Annotated in this window: 21 protein-coding genes; 11 read left to right on the top strand and 10 right to left on the bottom strand. The window is 40.4% G+C overall.

Going from position 1 to position 24,396, the window contains the following annotated elements; all coding sequences use genetic code 11:
* Positions 1–26 precede the first annotated feature (26 nt).
* On the bottom strand, positions 27–320 hold the full coding sequence (locus CGC50_RS04710; protein ID WP_095909895.1) for a DUF493 domain-containing protein: 294 nt from the start codon (positions 318–320) through the stop codon (positions 27–29).
* Positions 321–559: 239 nt separating this feature from the next.
* Between CGC50_RS04710 and CGC50_RS04705 the strand changes: the two genes are divergently transcribed.
* The gene (locus CGC50_RS04705) at positions 560–1,390 is read left to right on the top strand and encodes a hypothetical protein (protein ID WP_095909894.1); all 831 of its coding nucleotides are present in this window, start codon (positions 560–562) and stop codon (positions 1,388–1,390) included.
* Between the two features lie 192 nt (positions 1,391–1,582).
* Here CGC50_RS04705 and CGC50_RS04700 read toward each other — a convergent pair whose 3' ends face one another.
* From CGC50_RS04700 to hemH, 3 genes are all read right to left on the bottom strand, one after another.
* Positions 1,583–2,284, bottom strand: a complete 702-nt coding sequence (locus CGC50_RS04700) for a hypothetical protein (protein WP_157909415.1) — start codon at positions 2,282–2,284, stop codon at positions 1,583–1,585.
* A gap of 57 nt (positions 2,285–2,341) precedes the next feature.
* A complete protein-coding gene (locus CGC50_RS04695) occupies positions 2,342–3,655 on the bottom strand; it encodes a leucine-rich repeat domain-containing protein (RefSeq protein ID WP_157909414.1) in 1,314 nt (437 codons plus the stop codon).
* 292 nt (positions 3,656–3,947) lie between these two features.
* Positions 3,948–4,961, bottom strand: coding sequence for a ferrochelatase (gene hemH, locus CGC50_RS04690; RefSeq protein ID WP_095909891.1), 1,014 nt, complete (start codon positions 4,959–4,961; stop codon positions 3,948–3,950).
* A gap of 278 nt (positions 4,962–5,239) precedes the next feature.
* On the opposite strand from hemH, the gene CGC50_RS04685 reads away from it, so the two are divergent.
* On the top strand, positions 5,240–7,522 hold the full coding sequence (locus tag CGC50_RS04685) for a TonB-dependent receptor (RefSeq protein ID WP_095909890.1): 2,283 nt from the start codon (positions 5,240–5,242) through the stop codon (positions 7,520–7,522).
* 171 nt (positions 7,523–7,693) lie between these two features.
* Positions 7,694–8,959, top strand: coding sequence for an O-acetylhomoserine aminocarboxypropyltransferase/cysteine synthase family protein (locus tag CGC50_RS04680; protein ID WP_095909889.1), 1,266 nt, complete (start codon positions 7,694–7,696; stop codon positions 8,957–8,959).
* A 109-nt stretch (positions 8,960–9,068) separates the two neighbouring features.
* Here the strand turns inward: CGC50_RS04680 and CGC50_RS04675 are convergent, their stop codons facing one another.
* From CGC50_RS04675 to CGC50_RS04650, 6 genes are all read right to left on the bottom strand, one after another.
* Complete coding sequence (locus CGC50_RS04675) at positions 9,069–11,207, bottom strand: S9 family peptidase (protein ID WP_095909888.1); 2,139 nt, start codon at positions 11,205–11,207, stop codon at positions 9,069–9,071.
* A gap of 108 nt (positions 11,208–11,315) precedes the next feature.
* Positions 11,316–11,579, bottom strand: a complete 264-nt coding sequence (rpmA, locus tag CGC50_RS04670) for a 50S ribosomal protein L27 (RefSeq protein WP_002668700.1) — start codon at positions 11,577–11,579, stop codon at positions 11,316–11,318.
* 41 nt (positions 11,580–11,620) lie between these two features.
* Positions 11,621–12,235: a 50S ribosomal protein L21 gene (gene rplU / locus CGC50_RS04665; RefSeq protein ID WP_002668652.1), complete on the bottom strand. Its 615-nt coding sequence runs from the start codon at positions 12,233–12,235 to the stop codon at positions 11,621–11,623.
* Positions 12,236–12,328: 93 nt separating this feature from the next.
* Positions 12,329–12,586 (bottom strand): hypothetical protein, encoded by a 258-nt coding sequence (locus CGC50_RS04660; protein ID WP_002668667.1) that lies wholly within the window; start codon positions 12,584–12,586, stop codon positions 12,329–12,331.
* Between the two features lie 36 nt (positions 12,587–12,622).
* Positions 12,623–13,582: a ribonucleotide-diphosphate reductase subunit beta gene (locus CGC50_RS04655; protein ID WP_002668643.1), complete on the bottom strand. Its 960-nt coding sequence runs from the start codon at positions 13,580–13,582 to the stop codon at positions 12,623–12,625.
* A gap of 40 nt (positions 13,583–13,622) precedes the next feature.
* Positions 13,623–14,402 carry a hypothetical protein gene (locus tag CGC50_RS04650; RefSeq protein WP_232781193.1) on the bottom strand — a complete coding sequence of 260 codons (780 nt, stop codon included), beginning with the start codon at positions 14,400–14,402 and terminating at the stop codon, positions 13,623–13,625.
* 274 nt (positions 14,403–14,676) lie between these two features.
* On the opposite strand from CGC50_RS04650, the gene CGC50_RS04645 reads away from it, so the two are divergent.
* The 8 genes from CGC50_RS04645 (at position 14,677) to CGC50_RS04605 (ending at position 24,352) form a co-directional block, all read left to right on the top strand.
* On the top strand, positions 14,677–15,609 hold the full coding sequence (locus CGC50_RS04645) for a transcription antitermination protein NusB (RefSeq protein WP_095909887.1): 933 nt from the start codon (positions 14,677–14,679) through the stop codon (positions 15,607–15,609).
* A gap of 130 nt (positions 15,610–15,739) precedes the next feature.
* A complete protein-coding gene (locus CGC50_RS04640) occupies positions 15,740–16,180 on the top strand; it encodes a DUF1573 domain-containing protein (protein ID WP_002668671.1) in 441 nt (146 codons plus the stop codon).
* Between the two features lie 14 nt (positions 16,181–16,194).
* Positions 16,195–16,497, top strand: a complete 303-nt coding sequence (yajC, locus tag CGC50_RS04635) for a preprotein translocase subunit YajC (protein WP_002668770.1) — start codon at positions 16,195–16,197, stop codon at positions 16,495–16,497.
* 111 nt (positions 16,498–16,608) lie between these two features.
* The gene (locus CGC50_RS04630) at positions 16,609–17,211 is read left to right on the top strand and encodes a 7-carboxy-7-deazaguanine synthase QueE (RefSeq protein WP_095909886.1); all 603 of its coding nucleotides are present in this window, start codon (positions 16,609–16,611) and stop codon (positions 17,209–17,211) included.
* A gap of 11 nt (positions 17,212–17,222) precedes the next feature.
* Positions 17,223–17,906 carry a spermidine synthase gene (locus CGC50_RS04625; RefSeq protein WP_095909885.1) on the top strand — a complete coding sequence of 228 codons (684 nt, stop codon included), beginning with the start codon at positions 17,223–17,225 and terminating at the stop codon, positions 17,904–17,906.
* Positions 17,907–17,964: 58 nt separating this feature from the next.
* Positions 17,965–19,107 carry a hypothetical protein gene (locus CGC50_RS04620; protein ID WP_095909884.1) on the top strand — a complete coding sequence of 381 codons (1,143 nt, stop codon included), beginning with the start codon at positions 17,965–17,967 and terminating at the stop codon, positions 19,105–19,107.
* Positions 19,108–19,382: 275 nt separating this feature from the next.
* Positions 19,383–21,092, top strand: a complete 1,710-nt coding sequence (gene ggt / locus CGC50_RS04610; protein WP_095909882.1) for a gamma-glutamyltransferase — start codon at positions 19,383–19,385, stop codon at positions 21,090–21,092.
* Positions 21,093–21,397: 305 nt separating this feature from the next.
* Positions 21,398–24,352: a TonB-dependent receptor gene (locus CGC50_RS04605; RefSeq protein WP_095909881.1), complete on the top strand. Its 2,955-nt coding sequence runs from the start codon at positions 21,398–21,400 to the stop codon at positions 24,350–24,352.
* Positions 24,353–24,396: the final 44 nt, after the last annotated feature.

Here is a 24,396-nt window from a genome sequence, read left to right as displayed (position 1 = left end):
AACAGGTAAACTTTTTTCACTCTTCGCTACAAAGAGATGATTCCCTCTATTTCGCCTGCTTTTCGGTAATAGGCAATTACCTGATCAGGGTCTTGTACCTCAAGGCGTATAGAATAGCTGATATACTTTCCTGTAGACGAAGGCTTTTCTTCTATAGTAGCTTGTGTATCCTTGAAAACAGCTCTTATAGCCTCTCTCTTCTCTTGAGTAGCAGGTAGGATAAACTTATATAGGTATTCGCTGGGGAAGACCGTTGTTTTCTCCAATTCTGATTTGAGTTTTGCATAGAACTCAGCAACTTCTTGTGGATCTTTTTCCATAATTTTTCTTTTACTATTGTTCGCAAAATTACAAAAAAAATCATTTGCTATTATTTTTTTAATATATTTTATGCAATAACGTAGGGGTGAATGATCATTCGCTCTATAAGCGAATGGTTATTTGCCTAAAGTTATCAACTGTTAATGGTGGGAAAAAATAATAAAAAGAGGAAAAATAACATAAAAATTTGTTTGTTTTTCGATTTTTTTATTATACCTTTGCCCAAAATATGACGATTATGAGTAATACAATTCCATTAAAAGAAAAATTGGATTTTCAACAATACCAATTGGTTATCAATGCCCTTTCTAATATAGGTATAGAAATAGCTATTCCTGAAGATGTAGCTCATGGGCATGAGAATGAGCTTGCTGGAGCTACCTTAGGCGAAAATGAGCAACTCTTTAAGATAGAGTTACCTGTTTTAGCCCCTCTTTTCCTTACAGATAAGAGAGGTGGAGAGCTCGTACTTTTGACCAAAGAAGCCTATGATAGGTTTTCCCTCAAGGAAAAAGAACTACAGATCCTCTCTACGGAAACCTATGACAAACTCTTACGTAAGGAAAAAGAATTGGAAGAGTTTACCAAAGAAGCCTATAATAAGCTCTCTCTCAAGGAAAAAGAATTAGAAGCAGTGAGCCAAAAGCTCTCTTTCAAGGAAAAAGAATTGGATGTACTCAAGAGAGACCTACAAGAGAATTATGTAGAAAAGAACAGTGTAGCACCTCAAAATACACCTATTACAATAGTTCCCCAAAGTGCACCAGCACCTATAGCTGTTCAGAACACTCCAGAGCCAGTGGTAGCTCAGAGTACTGCCGCCTCTTTGACTACTACCGATCCGCTAAGTGCTACCAATCCCTTGGTGCCTCAGACAGTTACGAAGAACATCACCTTTGAAGAAGTGCCTGAGCACCCAGAATCAAACTCTTCTTACGAGGAATCAACTTCTTCTTATCAGGAACCAGCTGCTCGTACTACACCACTTTACCAAACCTCCAATGCTCCTGTTTCCCATCAAGAGGCAGTGGAAAGAGCTAGAAGTATCTTAGAAAAGTATAAGAAATAATGATTAATGATCAATGGTTAATAGCAAAATAAGGCTGTCCAAAAGGGCAGCCTCTTTTTTTAGGCAAATCAAAGTAGCTTTGCCTCGTTCTTTATGTCATTCTGGGTATACTTTTCACTCTTCATTCTTCACTTAAAAAGAAAAAGCCCTCCAACAAGTGGAGAGCCTTTTCACATATGTAATGTCCAAAACCTAATTACATGGGAATGATTGTACTTTGCTTCTGTAAGCAGTTGTTTTAGCTGGACTATTGCCTAAGTTGATATTTTGTTTAACAGTATCTACTCTATTGGCAGGTACAGCGATACATTCTATGTGGTTAGCTATATTACTATCTTCTTCAATAGTGATTTGTTCTATGTTAGAAGAATTAACCACATTTATTTTCTTTACTCTATGTGAATTCCTTAGGATAATCTTTTTAAGTCTTGGGGCATTACCTTGAATTACCTCAATAGTACTTCCTGTGGATATTATTTCCTCAAGACTGTCCATACCTGTAAGGTTCAGAGTAGTTGGTGTAGAAGTGTATATGGTAAGTTTCTTTACCTTAGAGAAGTATTCTAATCCAGAAAGGTCTCTAACACTACCATCTAATTCTAACGCAGTAGGGAAATCAGCTCTATCTAAGTCCGACTTATAGATTTTTCCTGTAGTATCATTCTTTCCACCAGGGAAGCGTCCACGGAATTCTTGGGAAGTCATAATAGCTTGCAATTTCTCAAGAGTAAGGAGTCTTAATCGGCTGTCATGAATAGGAACTTCAGGATTACTTCCTCCACTACCATCTACTTGGTATTTGCCTGCTCCTGCATCATTTGTATTTAGAGCATTGGCGGTATCTTGATCTTTTACCTTGATACGAACCACTCCTGAATTATTACCTGCACGCAAAATTTGTACTCCATTTGCATTTTCTCTTAGGTTTGCTGTAATCTTTGAAAGATCAAGCTATCCTTGTAGGTTGTTTTCTCTAAGGTTGAGTGCTGTTAGCTTAGGGAAGGTATTCTCAGGGGTAGTGATTCCATTGAGGTTGGTTAAGCTATTTCTTTCGAGGTTCAGAGAAACCAACTCTGGCATACCACTAAGTACAACCTCAGTAAGTTCATTTCCTGTCAAGATAAGATGTTTGAGCTTAGGGAAGTTGCTTAGAGTGAGCTTAGTCATCTTTGTATTGGCAATGGTAAGGCTCTCTATTTCTGTAAAGTCAGCCAAAGAAACTTGTCCATCTACAAGGACATTTTTTTGTCCAGCAGGTGCCTGAATAACCAGAGAGGTAGCTTTTTTGAAATATTCCATCCCCTTGAGAGATTTGATCCCAGTAGCAATAATACTTATAGGTTTGTTGAATCTTTCGGCTTCTTTATTCGTGATTTCACCATCTCCATTGCGATCAGGGTGGTTATTATCTGCCAATAGTGCTGCTTTGATAACAGGGTCTAAGTCCAAAATTCGTTCTAATTCTCCTGAGAAAGTATATTTGGTCGTATGCTCAAAATTGTTCATAGCTGTTGCTTTTGCTTCATCAGCGACAAATATCTTTTCTATAGAAGTATTACCTGCTACGATTTTTACTTTATCATTAGCAAGATATTTAAGTTCCTTTAGGTTAAGTTCTCCTGAGAGTAGGTTGTTCGTAAGGTTGAGTTTTTTTAGGTGAGTGAGTCCACTTAGATTAACAGTAGTAAGCTTATTGTCATTAGCATCCAAGCTTTCAAGGTTGGTAAAGGCCTCTATTCCTTCTAAGGTAGCGATTTCTTTCCCAGCTACTGAAAATCCTGTTACAGCCTGAGCTTCCGCAGGGCTTATCTTACCATTTTTATTGGCATCAATACCTACAATAGCAAGTAGTGCTGCTTTGAAATTGGCATCTTTTATAACAATCTCACCTTCTGAAGAAGCAGACCATACCCCATTCTTTTTTTCATAAATGGTATTGGTCTTAGTGTCAATATAGGAATCTCCATTGTTCCCTTGACTGGGTTTGGCTTTTCCTTGACCAGAAAGCAAGTTTCCATTAAGATTCATAGTGGCAATTCCTGTCCAAGAAGAACCTTTTCTCTTATAAAGAGTCTTGGAAGTAGAATCAAAGTAATAATCTCCTTTTTGCCCCGCAGTAGGAGCACCACTACCAGTGGTTACTTGAGAGATAGAGTTGGGATCACTTCCTCCTCCAAAATCAATTTTGTCCTTATTACAACTCACCGATAGGATAGCAGTGGAGAGTAACGACAAAGCTAATAGGGTGTAAAATCTTTTTCTCATAATCAATTAGTTTTGCTTAACATTACAATATTCATTTTTTACTTTTAATTAGGTTTTTTTCATGGCACAAAAGTAAGCATTTATTTCTAATTGTCAAAACCTTTGCTCTGTAAACGTCCTCAAAAGTAGGTTATAAACGAAGTTATCAACAATCAAAAGGTTGGTTTGTAAAGATTTTATTAACATAGAACCTTTATTATGTATTACATATTAACTGTTTTATTAAGAAAAAGAGGGAAGGAAATACCATTCGTGACTAATTATGCACAACTTGTGTATCTCTGTTAATAACCTATTTATTTTGCCATTTTTCAATCCAAGAAAGGAGGGTTTTTGCCCAGTCTTCTCGGTCATTTAGGCAAGGAATATAGTTGTAGTGTGTTCCACCGTGTTCTAAGTAGGTTTCTCTGCCTTCCATAGCGATCTCCTCCAGAGTCTCCAAGCAGTCAGCTACAAAGGCTGGGGTCACCACGGCCAATCGCTTGATACCTTTTTCAGGAAGAGCAGCCAGAGTGGTATCGGTATAGGGTTGAAGCCAAGGGTCACGCCCTAAGCGCGATTGAAAAGAAGTACCATATTGCGCTGGGGTGAGTTGTAGCTCTCGGGCAATAGACTCGGTTAGGGCAAAGCACTGGTGGCGGTAGCAATATTGGTGAGCAGGGGAGAGGGTGTTGCAGCAAATGTCATTGAGCTGGCAGTGCTCTTTGGTAATATCGCTCTTATAGATATGCCGCTCAGGTACTCCATGATAGGAGAAGAGCAGGTACTCATCCTCCTTGTGGTGTTCCCTAATAGAGGTCGCCAATACCTTTATATATTCAGGATTATTGTAGAAGGGTGGCAGCTCGCTTAGGCACATATCCTTATAGTGCTTGCGAATGATTTTCTCAGCCAATACGGAGATGGTCTCGGTAGTGGACATGGCATACTGGGGGTATAGAGGGATGAGCAAAAGTTCCCGAACGCCCTGCTTGTAGAGCGATTCTATGGCTGAAGCTATAGAAGGCTTCCCATAGCGCATAGCCATAGCTACGGGGATATCTGTCCCTTGTTGTACCTTCTCTCTTAGGTGTCTTGTATGGACAATCAGCGGAGAACCTTCCGCTGTCCATACCTTGCGATAAGCCTCTGCTGATCGCTTGGGGCGGGTACGTAGGATAATCCCTTTTACCAAGAAAGCACGGCTGAGGTAGGGCAAATCAATCACTCTGGGATCCATAAGAAATTCATCTAAATACGCTCTTACATCCTTCACAGAGGTTGAGTTAGGAGAGCCTAAGTTCACTAAAAGAACACCTTTTGACATTCGTTTGAAATTTGTGACAAAAATACATCATTTTTTTGGATTACACATTAGACAAGACAAAATAAATTATATTCTTACTTTTACGCACTATTCAAAACAAGGGTATAGCTCTATTTCTCTATGAAAAAGAGAAGGTGTAAGGCTCTTATTTTATTAAGAGAAAGTCTTTTTCATTGGTTTAGGATAAAATTTATCTTAAAATAAATCTAAATAAAAATATAGATTCAAAAGAAATAATTATTTTTGCGCCGTTTTTAGTTATATTAAAAGTGTTCTTTATGAAAAAGAAAACACAAATGATAGCTAAGCTACTTCTTACAACAATGGTAGCTTTGACTATTCCTCAGGCTAATGCCGCAGATAAGGTTCCCTCTTATAGTATTATGGGACAACAGAAGGAAATCCAAGTAGAAGGGCGTGTAGTCGATGCCCAAGGGAATCCACTTCTTGGGGTGAATGTGCTTGTAAAAGGCTCTCAACGAGGTGTCGCTACGGATAAGGATGGGTATTACACCCTACGTGTGGATGAGAATGCAGTGCTTGTATTCAAGTCTTTAGGCTTTCACACCCAAGAGATTGCACTACAGGGACGTACCGTGCTCAATGTACAGATGAAAGTCTCTCAAGAGGAACTACCTGAGGTAACAGTTACTTCCACTGGGATTAAGCGACAAATCAAGGACTTTGCAGGTACTGTAAATGTCGTTTCTGCTACACAGATTAAAGAATTGGCTATTCCTGCCGTAGGAGATGCTGTTCGCTTTATGCCTGGGGTCAATTATATAGATGAGGACGGACGAGGTCTCAGACCTGGGATAGGGCTTAGAGGAATAGACCCTGCTCGTAATAGCAATACGTTGGTAGTTATCGATGGGAAGATTCCTATTGGACAGAGTTACTCTGACATGGGTGGATACTATATGATGCCTGTGGGGGCTATTGAGAGTATAGAGGTAATCAAAGGGGCTTCTCCAGCTCTCTATGGAAGTGGTAGTATAGGTGGGGTAGTCAATATTATCACCAAAAAAGGTGCCGCTCAGCCTTATACAGGTCTTAATCTCCAGTATGGAAATCATAATGCGCTCAATATAGGAGTGGAAACAGTAGGAAATACCAATGAAGGAGCCATGAACTACTATGCAGGTTTCCATCGTCGCCAAGGAGATGGTTTTAGGAAATCACGTAGTCGCTATGCAGTAAACGATTTTACAGGCAATGCTACGGTGAAAGTAGGGGAGAGAAACGAATGGCGCTTTTTTGTCAATGGATTTACTGAGTATTCTGACACTCCAGGGGGGCTCAGTCAGGCACAATGGGATGCTGATCCTGAGCAATCGGTGAATCCTCATGATTTCTTCGAGGCCAGACGCTTTAGTACAGCTATCTCCTACAAACGTACTTTTGATGAAGATAATTCGCTTACTACCTCCCTCTACGGAAGTTACCTCAAGCGTGATTGGTGGCTCGACAACCGCAATGCCGATGCTACAAAGCGCAAGTTTACCGCAGCTCTTCGTGATATTCCTTCGGTGGGACTCTTCTCCGACTATGAGCGTACCAATACACTCTTTGGTAAGGAAAACAAGCTCTTAGCGGGTATTCGCTTGCATACCGATATCACCCATGAAGTATCTGTGGCAGGTGATAAAATGGGCGAAAAATCAGGGAAAACAACAGCTAACTCAGCCAATACGGTTGCTGTGGTAGAAGGCTATGTATTTGACGAATTCCATATCACTGATAAGTTTAACATCAACCCTGGATTGCGCTACACCTTTGTCAATTACGACAAAGAGGATTACTTCCGTAATCAGTGGGATAATACCAATGAGGATGCTTTCATCTACTCTTTGGGTCTCTTCTATAAGTTTTCTGAAAATTACCGTGCTTATCTTACTTATTCTAAGGGATATAAAATGCCTCAGATACGTATAGCCTTTGAAACCAATGGTGACTTGGACGCGGAAACATCCAATAACTATGAGTTGGGGTTGCGTACCACTCCTACCGATTGGTTAGAAGTAGAATTGGCTGCTTATATTCTGGATTTTGATCACAAAATATTCCGTGAAGGAGGAGTGCTTAACAACGGAGGTAAGGCACTACACCAAGGAATAGAGGTCAGTGGAGCTATCTATCCTATAGAAGGATTGAAACTCTATGGAAGTGGAGCTATCCAAAAAGCAACCATAGAATATGGTATGTACAAGGGAAATCGTGTACCTTATGCCCCTCGCTATACAGCCACCGCCGGTGCTAAGTATCAACTCGAATGTGCAGGAGGTGTGCTTACGCTCAATGGCTATGGCAACTTTGTAAGTACTCAGTTCTCTGATACCAAAAATACAGAAGCAGGTTCAGCTAATGGCAATGTGGGAGCTATTCCTAGGTTCTTCTTGCTCAATGCAACAGCGAACTACAGTATAAAGAAATGGAATGTGAACCTCAATGCGTTGAATCTTCTAAATCGTAAGTACTTTACCACTCGCCATAGTGCTTGGGGAGGTATTATGCCTGCTGCCACCATCAGTGTATTAGCTGGGGTAGGATATCAGTTTTAGACTAAGTTCTTTTTTATAAATTATCAAAGGCTATTCTTCAAAAGAATAGCCTTTTTTTAATTTCTATAAATAAAAATTTCTTTTTGATATTGTATATATTAAAAATATTTTCTATCTTTGCGGTCTATTTAGAAAATAAAAATATATAACTATATTTTAAAACAGAAAAACATGAGTACATTTAAACAGTCTACTAACGCCCTCCATGCAGGGTATGATCCACAGGCTCACCAAGGAGCTCAGGCGGTGCCTATCTATCAAACTTCCTCTTATGTATTTGAAAATGCAGATGATGCTGCAGGAAGATTCAATCTTTCCGTTCCTGGATATATCTATACAAGACTTAATAATCCTACCAATGATGTATTGGAACAACGCTTGGCTGCCATAGAGGGAGGAGTAGGCGCTGTGGTAACCTCCTCTGGAGCGGCTGCGCTGACTACTGCTTTCCTTACCCTCTTGCGTACGGGAGAGCATATCGTATCGTCCAATAGTCTCTATGGAGGTACTTATAACCTACTTAATGTAACACTCCCTCGTCTTGGGATTACCACTACTTTTGTAGATCCTAAGGAAGTGTCCAACTTTGACAAGGCAGTAAAGGACAATACCCGTGTTATTTTTATAGAGACTCTGGGAAATCCTAAGCTGGATGTATTGGATATAGAAGAGATTGCCAAGGTGGCTCAAAAACACCGAATTCCCTTGATAGTAGACAATACGGTTGCTACTCCAGTATTGCTCAATCCGATCAAGTATGGAGCTAATATAGTGGTACATTCTCTTACCAAATATATAGGAGGCAATGGTACTTCTCTCGCAGGAGCAATTATTGATGGAGGTAACTTCGATTGGAGTAGTGGTAAGTTTCCTGAATTTACCGAGCCTTCTGCAGGGTATCACGGATTGGTACTACATGAAGCCTTAGGTAATTTGGCTTTCATTGCTAAGGTGCGTATAGAAGGCTTGCGTGACTTAGGTACTTCACTGAGTCCCTTCAATGCTTTTCAGATCTTGCAGAGCTTAGAAACACTTTCTATTCGTGTAAAGAAGCATAGCGAAAATGCTTTGGCACTGGCTCAGTGGCTCAAAGTACAACCTGAAGTGGCTTGGGTAAATTACCCCGGATTGGCTGACAGTCCTTACAAAGCGTTGGCTGATAAATACTTGCAAGGAGGTCAGAGTGGTTTGGTGACTTTCGGTCTTAAGGGAGGGTTCGAAGCGGCTAAGAAAACGGTGAATAATGTAAAAATATTTTCTCTCTTGGCCAATTTGGGCGATACCAAGTCGCTAATCATACATCCTGCCAGTACTACCCATCAGCAACTTAGTCAGGAGGCACAGGCGCTCACTGGAGTGACTTCGGATCTGATTCGCCTCTCTGTAGGATTGGAGGATATAGAAGATCTACAAAAGGATCTCAAGCAAGCGTTCTGATAACTCTTCTATCCCCAAAGAAGAAATGACAAATGGCAAATAACCGATATTCATCGGTTATTTGCCATTTGTCATTTAAATAAAGTAAAGGTTTGAATTATGAAGAAAATTAGTTTGCGGCATTTACTGGATTTTCTACATTGTTTTTAAGAATGAAATCCAAGATAGTTTTTGTCAAGTGGATAGATTCTCCTCCTCGCACGTTGTGCTCTTGGTTAGGGTATAGCATGGCATGGATTACCTTGCCTTCCTTGATTGCTGCTTGAGAGATGGTAAGCATGTGTTGAGGTACCACAATAGGGTCTATATACCCATGGATATAGAGGATATTGCCCTGTAGGTTCTTGATATAGTTGGTCACAAGGTTGTCTTGGTAACCTTCTGGATTTTCTTCAGGAGTGTCCATGTAGCGTTCGCCATACATAACTTCATAGAATTTCCAGTCGATTACAGCTCCCCCAGCTACAGCAGTGGTGAAGGTGCCAGGGTGACGATACATAAGCGAAGAAGTAAGGAATCCTCCAAAGCTCCAACCATATACAGCCATACGCTTGCTATTGATATAAGGAAGTGATTTTAAGTATTCTACTCCTACCATTTGGTCTTTCATAGCGTAGGTAGCCAGGTTGCGGTGGATGACACTTTCAAAAGCGAATCCGCGATTTTCAGAGCCACGATTGTCCAAAGTGAAGATGATATATTGCTGATTTTGAGCCATAGCAAGCATCCAAGGGTAAGTAGCTGCATTCCACTGATTGATCACTAACTGTGCATGAGGACCTCCATACACATACACCAATACAGGATATTTCTTATTAGGGTCGAAGTCACGTGGTTTTACCATCTTGGCATAGAGAGGGGTGCCATCATCGGCTTTTAGAGTGAGAAACTCTATAGTTCCCAGATCATACTTATCATTAGGATTAGGAGCTTCATAGAAGGTCTTCGAAGTATTTTTGTTGATATCTATCAGGGAGACATTGTATGGGGTAGTTACCGCACTGTGGATATCCAATAAGTAACGTCCTCCATCACTGAGCAATCCTGAGTGAGCTCCTGCTTTGGTAGTGAGTTTTTTGACAGTTCCTTTTCGAATATTTACACTATAGAGGTGTCTCTCACGAGGGTCTTCGCCAGTTCCTTTTATAAATACATTTTCTCCCTTAGCATCGAAACCTAAGACTTCTTCTACCACCCACTTGAAAGAAGTGAGTTGGCGTGATTTGGTAGAGTTGGTCGCACATACATATAGGTTCATGAATCCATCTTTTTCACTAAGCCAGATAAATTCGTTAGGATGGTTAGGGATAAAAATAGCGGCAGTTTCTGGCTCTACCCATTTGGAATTGCTTTCTTTCCAAAGAGTTTGATTTTTCTCTCCTGTCTCACGGTTATAAGTATTTAGGTCGCAGTGATTCTGTCCACGATTTACTTCCGCTAAGAGGATTTGTTTCTCATCAGGAGTCCAAGCCAAGTTGGTTAGGTAATGGGCATCGTGATTGTCTATCTTTAGATAGGAAGTAGTCTTTTTAGCTACATCGAATACCCCCACTTTAGCGATTTCATTCTTTCCTCCTGCCATAGGATACTTGATACTTTTGACAGAGGCAGGGGTGGTGTTGATATCTACCAAAGGATAATTAGTTACTTGGCTTACATCTTTCTGATAGAAAGCTATATAGTTTCCGTTAGGAGACCAGAAGATACCTTTCTGAATACCGAACTCATTGCGGTGGATGAACTGTCCAGAGATAATGTTTTCGTCCTTGAAGACAGCAATAGGGAAGCGAGGTTCTTCGGCAGTAGCCAAGAACAAATTGTTGTCCAGAGTATAGGCAACAGCTCTCTGGGTGTGATTGTACTCTGCATTCTGTGCATTCTCAGGCAGGGTAATGGTGAAGAGTGGTTTTTCTATCACATAGTCATAAATGTGAAACTTATTCCCTTCCTCAATGACTACTTGGTTAGCATCTATATAGGAGATGGTAGGGTTACCCTTTAGGGAGTAGGTCTGGGAGAGCTTCTGAAGGTCGATCCCTCCTACTTGGGTGCCTTTTGAGTCAAAGATCGCAAGGTTGTTGTCCTTGTAATACATATAGTTATCAGTGCCTTGTACCCATTGGAGGTAGTTCAAGCGCTTAGCCCACAAGCTCCCATCATAGGTGGCTTTGTCGGTGGCAATGGTTTGTTTTTGGCAAAAGCCAATCAGTGGCAAACACAATGCTAAGAGGAAACTTATTCTTTTCATCTTTTATAGAATTTTAGTGCTACAAAAGTACGTTTTTTTTGTCAATAAAAAAAGCAGTAAGAGATAAATCTTACTGCTTAGAAGTTAAAAAAAGAGTTATATTCCTTCTTATGCTTCTGCCAATGGTTGGATAGAAACATAAGATTTGTTATCTTTTTTCTTTTGGAACTTTACAATTCCGCTAATAGCTGCATGTAGTGTATGGTCTTTACCCATATATACATTTTCTCCAGCTACATGTACTGTTCCTCTTTGGCGAACGATGATGTTACCAGCTATAGCAAGCTGACCACCATATATCTTTACGCCAAGTCGTTTAGAGTGAGATTCTCTACCGTTCTTAGAACTACCGACACCTTTCTTGTGAGCCATATTATTTTAATTTATTTACTTGATATTCAAGCGGTTATACATTATTTTACAATACCTCCGTTGAGTTCGTCTTGCCATTTTTTAAGCTCATCCCATTTGCCATCAGCAGCGAGGCGTGCTTGTTGAGCCCAGGTCTGAGGATCAAGGTGTGCTAAGGTTTTGCTTGCCTCTACCAAAATGGTACGAATCTCTTCTACAGATTTTTTAGACAATTTCTCAAAAGTATCTACTCCAGCTTTTGCCAAAGCTTCAGCAGCTTTAGGACCAATACCTTCTACCTTAGTAAGGTCGTCTTTTTGAGATTTTTTAGGTTTGCTTTCTTTTGCAGGAGCCTTTTTTCCTCCAGTAGCAAGGATTTCTTCTACAGAGATTTCAGTGAAAAACTGGCGGTGACCATTTTTTACTTTGTATCCTTTACGTCTTTTCTTTTTGAAAACGAGCACTTTGTCTCCTTTTACATGGCGTAATACTTTGGCTTGCACAGAAGCACCATCTATAGCGGGGGCGCCAAGGGTAATTGCTCCATTTTGGTCTATGAGAAGTACTTTGTCGAAGATTACTTCGCTTCCTTCACTCTCGTCCAAGCGGTGAACAAATATCTTTTGGTCTTTGCTAACTTTGAATTGTTGCCCTGCTATCTCTACAATTGCATACATAATTCGGTTGCTTTTAATTAATTCAATTTTGGGCGCAAAAGTAAGACTTTTTTTATAAATAGCCAAACTTTTTTGCAAGAAAAATTTGTCTTCTTAGGATTTCCACTCGAATCGCTTTTGGGCTTCAGTTTCTCCTACCTTTACTTTGTTGATATGAGTGAAGGTTATCGCGGGGTCTACTTCAGCAAACTGGAGTGCTTTCTTGATACAATAATCTATCTTGTAGGCTACGGCTATACATACACGATGCTTCTTGACCAGTCCCATAGCCATATAGATGTATTCTCCTAAGGTGAAATAATCCGTGTCGATAAGGTGGATTTCCTGATTGATTTCTTTGGTTAGATTCATGGTTTGGTAAAAGATTAGATTTTGTTTGGGTCAGTGTTAGAATAAATCGTTGGCGGTGATACTCTTGTCGTGCTTGGTATAGGCAGTAGGTCGTTTGGCGAAAAAGTCGTCTAATTCATTGACAAAAACCTCCTCCTCGAACCAAAGCATAGGTTTTGCTTCTTCGGCTGTAATACCGAAAGGCTTTCCTAAGTCTAACTGGGTGAGGGCATCGTCCAAGCGGTAACGCATATAGTTAGCCAAATCCTTCTTGGAGAAGAACTCTAATTCTCCTTCTTCGAATATCCAGTCTAACATTTTGTCTTCCAAAAGAATGTACTCGCGGATAAACTCAGTAGCTTCTTTCTTTGCCTTAGTACGGAATTCTGGATTTTCGTCAAAAATAGTCTTAAGGATATAGATACCGGCATTGGCATGTACTTGCTCATCTACGGAAGTCCAAGCGATGATATTGGCTACATTCTTCATATACCCCTTGAAGCGGGTAAAGGAAAGAATAGTGGCAAACTGACTGAATAGGGAAGCGTTCTCTATAATTAAGGTAAAGAAGAGGATACGCTCCATCGCATTTTCACGATTCTTGGCTAAGTATTCTTTCAGTATGGTATTTCTTTCTTTGAAAATAGGTACTTCCAAGAGTGCTTCGAACTCATTGTTGTAGCCCAATACCTCCAATAAGCGTGAATAAGCCTCAGAGTGGCGGAACTCACATTCGGCAAAGGTGGCTCCCAGTCCATTGAACTCAGGCTTAGGAAACACATCATAGAGGTCACCCCAGAATGTTTTTACGGCTACTTCTACTTGTGCAATACCTAAGAGTGCACGCTTTACAGCTTCTTTTTCTACCAGGCTGAGATTGGACTTGAAATCCTGTATATCAGCGGTAAATTCTACTTCCGAATGCACCCAGAATGTTTGGTGCATCATATCCACGAATTTCATTACTTCGGGATACTCAAAAGGCTTGTAATTCTCTCTTTTGTCAAAAATTCCCATCTTTTTTAATTGTTAATTATCAATTGTCTATAGTTCATGGTCAGGCTCTATTAAAGATTGACCATATCATATATATAATACATGCTGCTAAGGCAAGGATAAAGTACCACTTGATACCCTCAAAAATATTGAAAGATTTTTTCTTAATAAAGAGGGTGTCTTCTCTTTTTCCACCAGAGACTCCTGCCTGTGCTTCCATCTCAAGGACGGCCTTTCGGAAAGGTTCTCTGGCTTTGACGATGTCCTCAGGCGCTCCCTCCCACCCATGGCTGTACTGGGCTTTTACACGTTCCCACATGGGGTGACCTGGAGTTACCTCTTCCTTGACATTGCCCTTCTGATAATAGAAATGTACATTGGAACCATCAGCATCTGAGGTAGCACTAATCCTCTCATAGCTCTCCGAGTAATGACTCTTGGCCGATGCAATACGAGCGTTGAGATCTATAGTGTTGTCTAAATCAAGGTCGTCAATAATATCTTTGGCCTGTTTTAGGTCTACTCCAGAAGCGTCCTTCAGAGCCTTGACCGCTGCAAGCTTGTACCCTTGGTGGACAAACTCTTGTATTTCTTTTATTTTGCTCTGTGAAATGTATGCCCCCTCAGCTATATGAGAGGAAGGCTGCTCTGAAAAACCTCCTCCTTTGATCCGTTGTAGACAGACATTCAGATCGCTTTCCTTGCCCTCAGCAATTAGGTTGATAATCTCTGCTGAATCTTTCAGGCTTATCTGAGCTTTGTCCATCAGCTCTTTTACTGCCAAGAGCTTATTCCCTTCACTAATATGTTGTAGGATATGGTCTATTTCGTTTTGTGTCATGGTTAGAAAATATCGGCAAAATTAGGTTATTCAATAGGGTTATGCAAGAGAAAAAAGTAAGAAAGAGCTAAAGACTTATAAACAAAAGACTTATTTTATCAACATTGAATTGTTGATAACTTTTTCGATTGGTGGATATGAAGATTTTTGTTTTATAAAACACTGTAAATAAGGTATATATAAATTGTTTAAAAATAAAAATAGGAAAAACAAAGGGTATAAAAAATAAAATATGTACTTTTGCCGCTAAAATCGCAATTAATTAAAGTTCTTTATGCTCACACGTAGGCACATCCGTGTAAAGGTGATGCAGGCGATCTATGCACTGCACAAGGAGGAAAATCATAACTTGCAAAGAGGGGAATCCTTCCTACTCTCAAGTATGGATAATATGTATAGTTTGTACATCTCCCTTATGGGCTTATGGGGTGCACTACAGGAACGCTCTTCACAGATGCATGCCCTCTCCAAAAGCAAATTCATCCGTGATGAAAATCTCTCACACACTCTCTTCTGTGAGAACAAAGCGCTACAACTTATTACAACCAATGAGCCCCTGAAGGAGGCTATCGAAGCAGAAAAAAAACTCTCTTGGCATACCTATAATGAATATGTAAATATCCTCTATAACAAGATTGTCGAGAGCCAAGTGTATCGTCGCCACAGCACTCTTGAGAGAAGTTTCCAAGCAGATAAGCAACTACTTATTGACTTATATATGGAGGTGATTGCCCCCAATGAGGAACTTTTTGACTTCTTATCGGATAGGGAGATTACTTGGGATGATGATTTCCCTATTATCAATACCCTTATTGTAAAGATTCTTAAGGGATTATCGGAGGGAGGAGTAGCTGATTTTCTACCTCCTTTGTTCAAGGATAAGTCCGACAAGGACTTTGCCATTGAGCTTCTAAGAAAGGCCGTGCTTAACGATGAGGCCTTCCATAAGTATTTGGTAGAGAAGACTCCTAAGTGGGATGCCGATCGTATCACCGAATTGGATGCAATTATGATAAAGATGGGAATTGCAGAGTTCCTTAAGTTCCCCAGTATTCCTGTCAAGGTTACACTCAATGAATATGTGGAGATTGCCAAGGAATATTCTACCCCTAAGAGCAGTGTCTTTGTCAATGGAATCCTTGATACCCTTTCTAAGGATTTCCAACAAGAAGGGAAACTTAAGAAAATAGGAAGAGGACTGTTATAGTGATCAATATTTTTTACTACCTTTGCACTTTGATAAAAAAATATAGTACTCCTATGGTTAGTGCTTAGAAAAAAATATGTAAATTATTAAAAATCAGTCGTTAACCAATAATTATTATAAAAACTGTTTTATGAAAAAAATATTTGTTTTAGCAGGAATGGCTTTCTTGGCTTCTTGTGCAGATAAGGGCACAGATGCTGCTGGAAAGATCAATCAAAACAACCTCAAAGAGGCTCAGGAGTTGGCTGAAAAAGCTAATCAATTTCCTCAGATAAAGTTTGAGGAAACCACTCATGACTTTGGGGAAATAAAGCAAGGGGTGGAAGTACAAACCCTTTTTAATTTTAAGAACACAGGGAAGGTACCCTTGGTAATCACCAATGCCTCCAGTAGCTGTGGATGTACCGTACCAGAGTATCCTAAGGAAGCCATCGCACCAGGGGCGACAGGAGCTATTAAGGTAGTCTACAATGGCTCTGGTAATGGAAATATTACCAAGACGGTAACCCTTACGACCAATACCGAACAGGGAACAGAAACCCTCACTATCAATGCAAATGTAAAACCGTAAAAAACGCAATTTATATGAATATAGTACTACAAGCAGCTCCTCAAGCAGGAGGAGGCAACTTCACCTTTCTCATTATCATGGTGGTGATCATGTGTGTCTTTATGATTTTTCCTTCTATGAGAAGACAGCGACAAGAAAAAAAATTCTATGGAGCGCTCAAGAAGGGAGACAAGGTTATCATGAAGAGTGGTCTGCATGGAAGAATCGTAGAGCTTACCGATACTACAGTGGTTGTAGAGACCCTTTCTGGGAAACTCAAGTTCGAACGCTCTGCCGTATCTATGGATTACTCCCGCCGAGTACAACAAGAACAATAGGGAGCGAATCGCAATTAGCTCAATAACAGAGAAGAATCACAATTTGCCCAATATATTGGGCAAATTGTGATTCTATTACTTGCCTTTCTGCGACTTTACCTAAAAAGAACTATGGATGGAACAATATTACCCCTTATGGAGGATTTTTACACCATACAGGGGGAAGGATTTTACAGAGGTACCGCAGCTTATTTTATTCGCTTAGCGGGCTGTGATGTAGGCTGCCATTGGTGTGATGTCAAGGAGAGTTGGGATGCCTCAGTACACCCACGAGTACCTATTGAAGAGATTGCTCAGAGGGCATTGGCACATTCCAAAACGATCATCATTACAGGAGGAGAACCCCTTATGTACAACCTACAACCCCTTACAGAATTACTCAAGAGTAAGGGGGCGCGTACCCATATAGAAACCTCTGGAGCTCACCCTCTTACAGGAGTATGGGACTGGATATGTCTGTCTCCTAAGAAAAACAAACGCCCCTTGCCTGAAGTCCATCAGCAGGCAAGTGAGCTGAAAATGATTATCTACAACCATCATGATTTTCTCTTTGCAGAAGAAATGTCTGCCCTTACACAGCCTGACTGTATCCGCTATTTGCAGCCCGAGTGGAGCCGAAGGGAGCGAATGGTACCTCTCATAGTGGACTATGTCATGGAAAATCCTCAGTGGAAAATCTCCTTACAAATGCATAAATATTTAGACATCCCATAGAAGAAAAACCAATGTTCAGGCGTATCCTTAGTTATATTTTTCCTTTATCTCTCCACCAAAGAACCTCCACGGTCAGTGGAACCCTTTCGGTAACCCTTCTTAATGGGAAAAAGCTACTCAATTCGCCTAATACCGACTATTCTTATGGAAGGCTCCAGCAGGTATTGCGCTTTGGGCTTGAGCAAATAGGCTTTAGCGCTATAAAAAAGCAAAAAAAGATACTGATCTTAGGTATTGCCGCAGGGAGTGTAGTGGAAACCTTGGTAAAGGAAATAGCATTTGATGGAGAAATACATGGGGTAGAGATCGACCCAGAAGTAATTGCTATAGGCAAACAATTCTTTGACTTGGACAAGGTGAAAAATCTACAATTATTTATCCAAGATGCACAGGAGTATGTAAAAAATACCTCAGAGAGATATGATTTGATCATTGTGGATATATTCCAAGATGACCAGATGCCTTCTTTCCTCTTTGCTCCTCCCTTTTTCTTGCAATTGAATACACTTCTGAACTCTAATGGGGTAATTCTCTTCAATACAATTGTAAAAAACAAATCCCAAGCACAGCGGAATAGGGGCTTTGTTCAATATTTTCAGAACACCTATCAGATAACTGTATTTCCAAAAGTAAAGCAGGAAAATCAATTGCTTTTATTAGCCAAAAAGAACCTAAATTCAAGTATTAAAAAGTAATTTTTTGTTTGATAAATTACCTGTTTTTCTTATTTTTGTCTCTGAAAATTGAAATTTTATGAAAGAATTCCTCTTTTTACCGGCACTACTCGTTGGCATTTTCTTTGCTGCTTTTTTTATCTTTCTTGTCAATGAGTTTTCCACAAGCTTATACTCAGAAGTGTGGCTTCTTTTTTTTCCTATTCCTTTGATTTTAGGGATATGGCTCTTCTATGCTATCTACTACAAGCAGATAATATTGTCCTTAGGAGCAATAGGTTGTTCCATCGCTTTCTTTGCTTGGATAATGAAAGAATTGAACGTTTCTTTCTCTAAACTGAGTTCTGAAAAAAACTTACCTATAACTTACCAAAACTATGAAGATTTAGACTATGAAGTATCGGTTTGTGCCCAAGAGAAAGGACATTGTATTCACGAAGTTCCTACTAATGAATCAGAAGATCTCACTAGTTGTTTTCTCAATCACCTAAATGAAGTGGTTATGGTTCAAGATGATCGTATGTCCTCCTATATTGTAAAATTCGATACCTTAGGATATCAGCAATCAATAGAAGTACCCACTGATGATGATCATAGAAAAGTAGCTTATATTGTAGATGATTATATAATCAATATTGCTGATAATACCTATAGTTCGTTCTTCTTAAATGATGATGAAGATTTCTTGCCTATGACCTTTGTAGAAGCCTCTAAAAATTGGACAAAAGAGGAACAACAAACTTATTTTGAAAACAATGTAAAAACTAAAGCCACTTGCTTTAAAATAGTAAAGAGGGAAAAGAGCAAAGTTTTCTTCCTAAAAGATGACAAATGGCAGTATTTCTACACCGATCTTGGTAAAGAAACATTGAAAACTCAGTACAATTACCCTGAACTATTCGACGAAAAACGTTTTCCTATACAAGAAAGGAGCCTAAAACGCACTTATATTCAGCCTCAATATGTACAAACTTACCAAGATAACTATGGATATGCCACCATTTTATATTACCATATTATAAAACCTTTTCTTACCTATCATCTAAAAACACGCTTTGAAACTGTTAAATCTCAAGAAGAACTCAGTGCACTACCTACCTATTACTTTAAAAATGACACTGAAACTATAGAAGTTTTTGGATCAATGAGACTTTATAGCCATAAGCATTTGCAATATCAATTGTTGAGAATAGGAAAAAAAACATATAGGGTAGGAAAGTAAAAGCTAATTGCGCTCCATTATTGAAACTAAATCTTTTTTCTACACTTAAAAAGGGAATAATCCAATGATTTATTGTATCTTTGTCCAAAGCTCCTGAATTTTGGTATTCTTTTTTCTCAAACACAAAATTACTAATTCTTGGGAGCTTTTACTTTATTATTAAGGAAAAGTTTAAACAGCTTCATAGGGAAGAAGAGAAGTTTTTTTACAAACCCCTTTTTTATTTCAAAAAAATAACTATATTTGCCATTGAATTGAAATAAAGCAAAAATATTATGATTGTAAAAAGAATCTTTTCATTTTTTGGAGCACTTCTTTTCTTATTAGTGAGTGCATGCACTACTGGGAAAGTAGCTACAGGACAGAAAAAAGGGGTATTGGCCAAGCATGCTATGGTCGTGAGTGCCAAGAGGGAAGCCTCCGAGATAGGGCTTGCAATCCTTAAAAAAGGAGGTAATGCCTTTGATGCAATGGTGGCTACAGAATTAGCCTTGGCAGTGGCTTACCCCAATGCTGGGAATATAGGCGGGGGAGGCTTTATGGTATACCGTTTGGCTAATGGAGAAAAAGGCGCTTTGGACTATCGAGAAAAAGCACCTAACAAAGCACATCGTGATATGTACTTGGATGCCAATGGCAAGGTGATTCCTGGTAAGAGTACCCTTGGGGCGCTTGCGATAGGGGTGCCTGGTACGATAGATGCACTCTTTGAAGTACATCAGAAATTTGGAAAACTCCCTATGGCAGAGCTTATACAACCAGCTATCGATTTAGCTCGCAATGGGGTGGTCATCACTCCCTTACAGGCGGATTTCTACATGGGGAAAAATGTAGAACAGATAAAAAAAGCCAATAATTATGTCACTCCTTTTGAGAATGGATGGAAGGCAGGTGAGCGTTTTAAGTATGAGGAACTAGCACAGACCTTAGAGCGTATCCGAGACAATGGTCGCGCTGAATTTTACGAGGGAGAGACTGCCAAGCGTATCGTAAGCTATGTCCAAGAATTAGGGGGGATTCTCTCTTTTGAAGACTTGAAGAACTATCACTCTCAGTGGCGTACTCCTATTACATTCAATTATAAGAATTATACCATTTCCTCTATGCCACTCCCTTCCAGTGGGGGGCTCTGTATCGCTCAGATACTCAAATCGATAGAGCCTTACAAGATTGGGCAATACCCTCACAATGGGGAAAAATATGTACAGCTCTTAGTAGAGGCTGAGCGACGTGCTTATGCCGATAGGGCTTACTTTTTGGGGGATCCTGATTTTGTAAAGGTACCTACCCAGACACTACTTTCTCCTGACTATCTAAAACAGCGTATGAGTACCTTCTCTTGGGATAAGGCTAGCAAGTCCAGTGAGATAGCTCATGGTAAGGTGGTCGGTTATGAGAGTGATGAGACCACTCACTACTCCATCGTCGACAGCGAGGGCAATGCGGTAGCTGTAACCACTACTCTTAATACCAATTATGGTTCCAAGGTATATGTAAAAGGAGCTGGTTTTTTCCTCAATAATCAAATGGATGATTTCAGTATCAAGCCAGGGGAGCCAAATACCTACGGATTAGTGGGGTCTGAAAAGAATGCTATTGCACCCAACAAACGAATGCTTAGCTCTATGTCGCCTACTATAGTAGAGGAAAATGGCAAGCTCCGTATGGTTATAGGTACCCCAGGGGGCTCTACCATTATTACTTCTGTACTCCAGTGTATGCTCAATGTCTTTGAGTATGGTATGACTATGCAGGAGTCGGTAAGCAAGCCTCGCTTTCACCACCAATGGTTACCGGACGATGTCATGTTCGAGCCCAAAGGTTTTGACCCTATGGTCATCAGTAAGCTGAAGGCTAAAGGCTATGTGCCTAAGGAAGAAAACTTTGTAATTATTGGTCGTGTAGATGCTATTTTGGTAGAGAAAGATGGTAGCTTAGAAGGAGGTGCTGATCCTCGTGGAGATGATGTGGCAGTAGGCTTTTAAACTATATAAAATAAAAATAATAAAAAAAATATTTATTTTTGTTTTGTAATTAAAAAATTTTTACTACCTTTGCGCCTGAAATCGTGAACAATGAACGGTGGAAAAGGATTAACAATTGAAAATTAATAATTAAGAATGAGTATTATTCGAAGAAATAACATGATGTGTTGCTCAATGGCTTACCCTTAGTAAGACATCATAATTTATTTTGTCCATAGTATAGATATTCTAAAAAGAAAGCAATGATGTAGTATCGTTGCTTTCTTTTTTCTTTTTAAACTTATAACCCTAAATTATTAGACCGAATGAGAACAAAAATTCGACAACAGCTTTTAAGCCTTGCTTTTTTTCTCCTCGCCACAGTGGCAGGAGCACAGACCCTCAAAGGGAAAGTTACTGATGATCAAAAGGAGCCTCTCTTGGGAGTTACCATCTTGATAAAGAATAGTCCCAGCAGAGGGGCTACGACCAATGAGAAAGGAGAGTTTACCCTCAGAGTATCTCCCGAAGAAACTCTTGTCTTTTCCTATATAGGATTTAAGACGAAGGAAGTCAAAGTAGGCAAGCACAAACAACTCTTAGTCTCCTTGGAGAGTGAAGCCGAGGAACTTCCTGAACTCTTGGTGGTGGGCTCTCGTGCAGGAGGACGCACTAAGATTGACAGCCCTGTACCGGTGGATGTCTTCGATGTGACCAAAACAAGCAAGACACAGCCACAGGCGAATATTAACCAGATACTCAATAGTATAGCACCCTCTTTTACCTCCACTACTCAAGTGGTGTCCGATGGTTCGGATCACCTTGACCCAGCTCAGTTGCGTGGGTTGGGGCCTGATCAAACTTTGGTACTTCTCAACGGAAAGCGCCGACATACTTCTGCCTTTATCAATGTCAATGGGACTCCAGGGCGAGGCACTGTAGGAACCGATCTGAATACGATTCCTTCCTTTGCGCTCTCTCGTATAGAGGTATTGCGTGATGGAGCTTCTGCTCAGTATGGATCGGATGCCATCGCAGGGGTGATGAACTTAGAGCTCAAAAAAGAAAAAGGGCTTTCCGCTCAGGTAAGTTATGGAGGTCACCTTACACCTAAGGCTAATGACCATAGGGGTGACTTTGATGGCGGACAAGGTCAGCTGGATATTAATTACGGTACCGAATTGGGCAAGAAGGGGGGATTCTTCAACCTAACTTTCTCTGCTCAGTTCCGTAACACAACTCATCGTGCAGGTACTTTTGATGGAGATATTTTCAATGCTTACAATGCTATAGAACTGCGTGCTCTTGAGCACAATGACAACTTATCGGGGTACTTTAGCAATATCAATGTAGATGCAGACTCTCGCCTATTAGGGCTTATCAAAGGTTATGCTCAGGAGGTAGATTATTTTGATAGTAGCTATCTCTCTCAGATACAGGGTGCTACCTCTATAGCAGCCTTGCAGCCGCTTCTCAAGAAGGACTTTACCGAGCAGGAACTCGCTTACCGAGGCTTGGGGCGCAAAGATTTCAATATGCATGTAGGCCAATCCAGTCTCTTGGGGACTCAGTTCTTTATCAATGCAGTGATTCCTTTCTCTAAGCACTGGGAACTTTATGCTTTCGGAGGGCAGAGTTATCGCTATGGAGAGGCAGGAGGCTTCTTCCGTCGTCCTAACCAAGCTCGTACTTTCACAGGCTTACATCCCAATGGATATTTGCCTAAGATAACTACCGACATACAGGATTCCTCTATCTCGGCAGGGATACGTGGAGAAGTAGGGAAGTGGCATATCGACTTGAGTAATACCTTTGGTCGCAATGAGTTCGCCTACACCATTAAGAATACAGGCAATACCAGCTTACGCTTTGCCTCTCCGGACTCCTTCGATGCTGGTAAGTTACGCTTCCTGCAGAATACGATCAACTTAGACTTCTCTCGCCCTCTTGAGCTCTTTGAAAAGGCTAATATTTCTTTTGGATTGGAGCAGCGTCATGAGGCTTATAGTACAGTGGCAGGCGAGGAACTCTCCTATGCTACCTATGATATACATGGCGGAGTACTCCCGTTGGGAGCACCAAGCAGCCAAAAGACAACTGACTTTTTTGGGAACGCACTCCCTGGAGGGGCACAAGTGCTCCCTGGATTTAGGAAAGAAAGTGCTCTTACCAAAACACGTAATGTAGTGGCAGGGTATGGAGAATTCGAAACAGATATTACCAAATGGTTGTTGGCTAATGCTGCAGTGCGTTATGAACATTATTCAGACTTTGGAAATACCTTTAACTATAAGCTCGCTACACGTGTAAAACTCTTTCCGAATGTGAATCTCCGCGGGGCTGCCTCTACCGGCTTCCGTGCTCCTTCTATTCATCAGTTGTATTATACCAATATCAATACCTTGCAGATCAATGGAGTATTGCAGGAAACAGGTACTTTCAACAATATCTCTCGTGCAGCAGAACTCTTTGGAATAGATAAGCTTCGCGAAGAAAAATCCAAGTCGGTTAGTGCAGGTTTCGCTTTGAAAGTACCTAAGGCGGGTCTCTCTCTCAGTGCCGATGCTTACTTTATCCGTGTGGATGACCGTATTATCCTTACTGAAGCTTTTTCTCGTCCTGCAGGGAATACTACTGCTGAGAATGAACTCAAACAAATATTTGATTTGGCCAATGTCAATACCGTACAGTTCTTTGCCAATGCGGTAGATGTAGAAACCAAAGGGATAGATGTAGTACTGAGCCATTCGTTACAAAACGATAAGCTCTCCCTGACCAATGATTTTGCTTTTAACCTTACCCAAACTAAAAAGGTAGGAGAGATACATACCCCAAGAGCTATCAAGGCTGCAGGACTTGAGGAGAAATTCTTCTCCGAGCGCTCTCGAGTACTTTTGGAAGAGGTAATCCCTCGCTTCAAAGCGACACTTTCTCACAATCTTACCATAGGAAAATGGAATGGCTACTTGCGCAATACTTATTATGGCAAGGCAACAGGACCTGATATCATTCGAACTGCTGACCAAGTAGGAGATTTTGTATTCGATGAGCGGGGACACCAAGTGATCCGTGGGAAAATAATCACTGACCTTTCTATAGCGTATAACTTCACTCCGAAGACCTCTTTTACCCTTGGGGTGAATAACCTCTTTGACCTTTATCCTGAGAAAAATGTCAAGGTTAATAACAATAATGACCAGTTTGTCTATTCACGAGCCACTTCTCAGTTTGGGCTCAATGGACGCTATGTCTTTGCTCGCGCTACCTTCCATCTCTTCTGATGCCATATTATATAAATAGAAAAAACCGCTCCCCAAAAGAGCGG

The sequence above is a fragment of the Capnocytophaga gingivalis genome (assembly GCF_002302415.1).
Lineage (GTDB): Bacteria > Bacteroidota > Bacteroidia > Flavobacteriales > Flavobacteriaceae > Capnocytophaga > Capnocytophaga gingivalis.
Note: the sequence above shows the minus strand (reverse complement) of the source record. Positions and strands in the feature narration are given on the sequence as shown.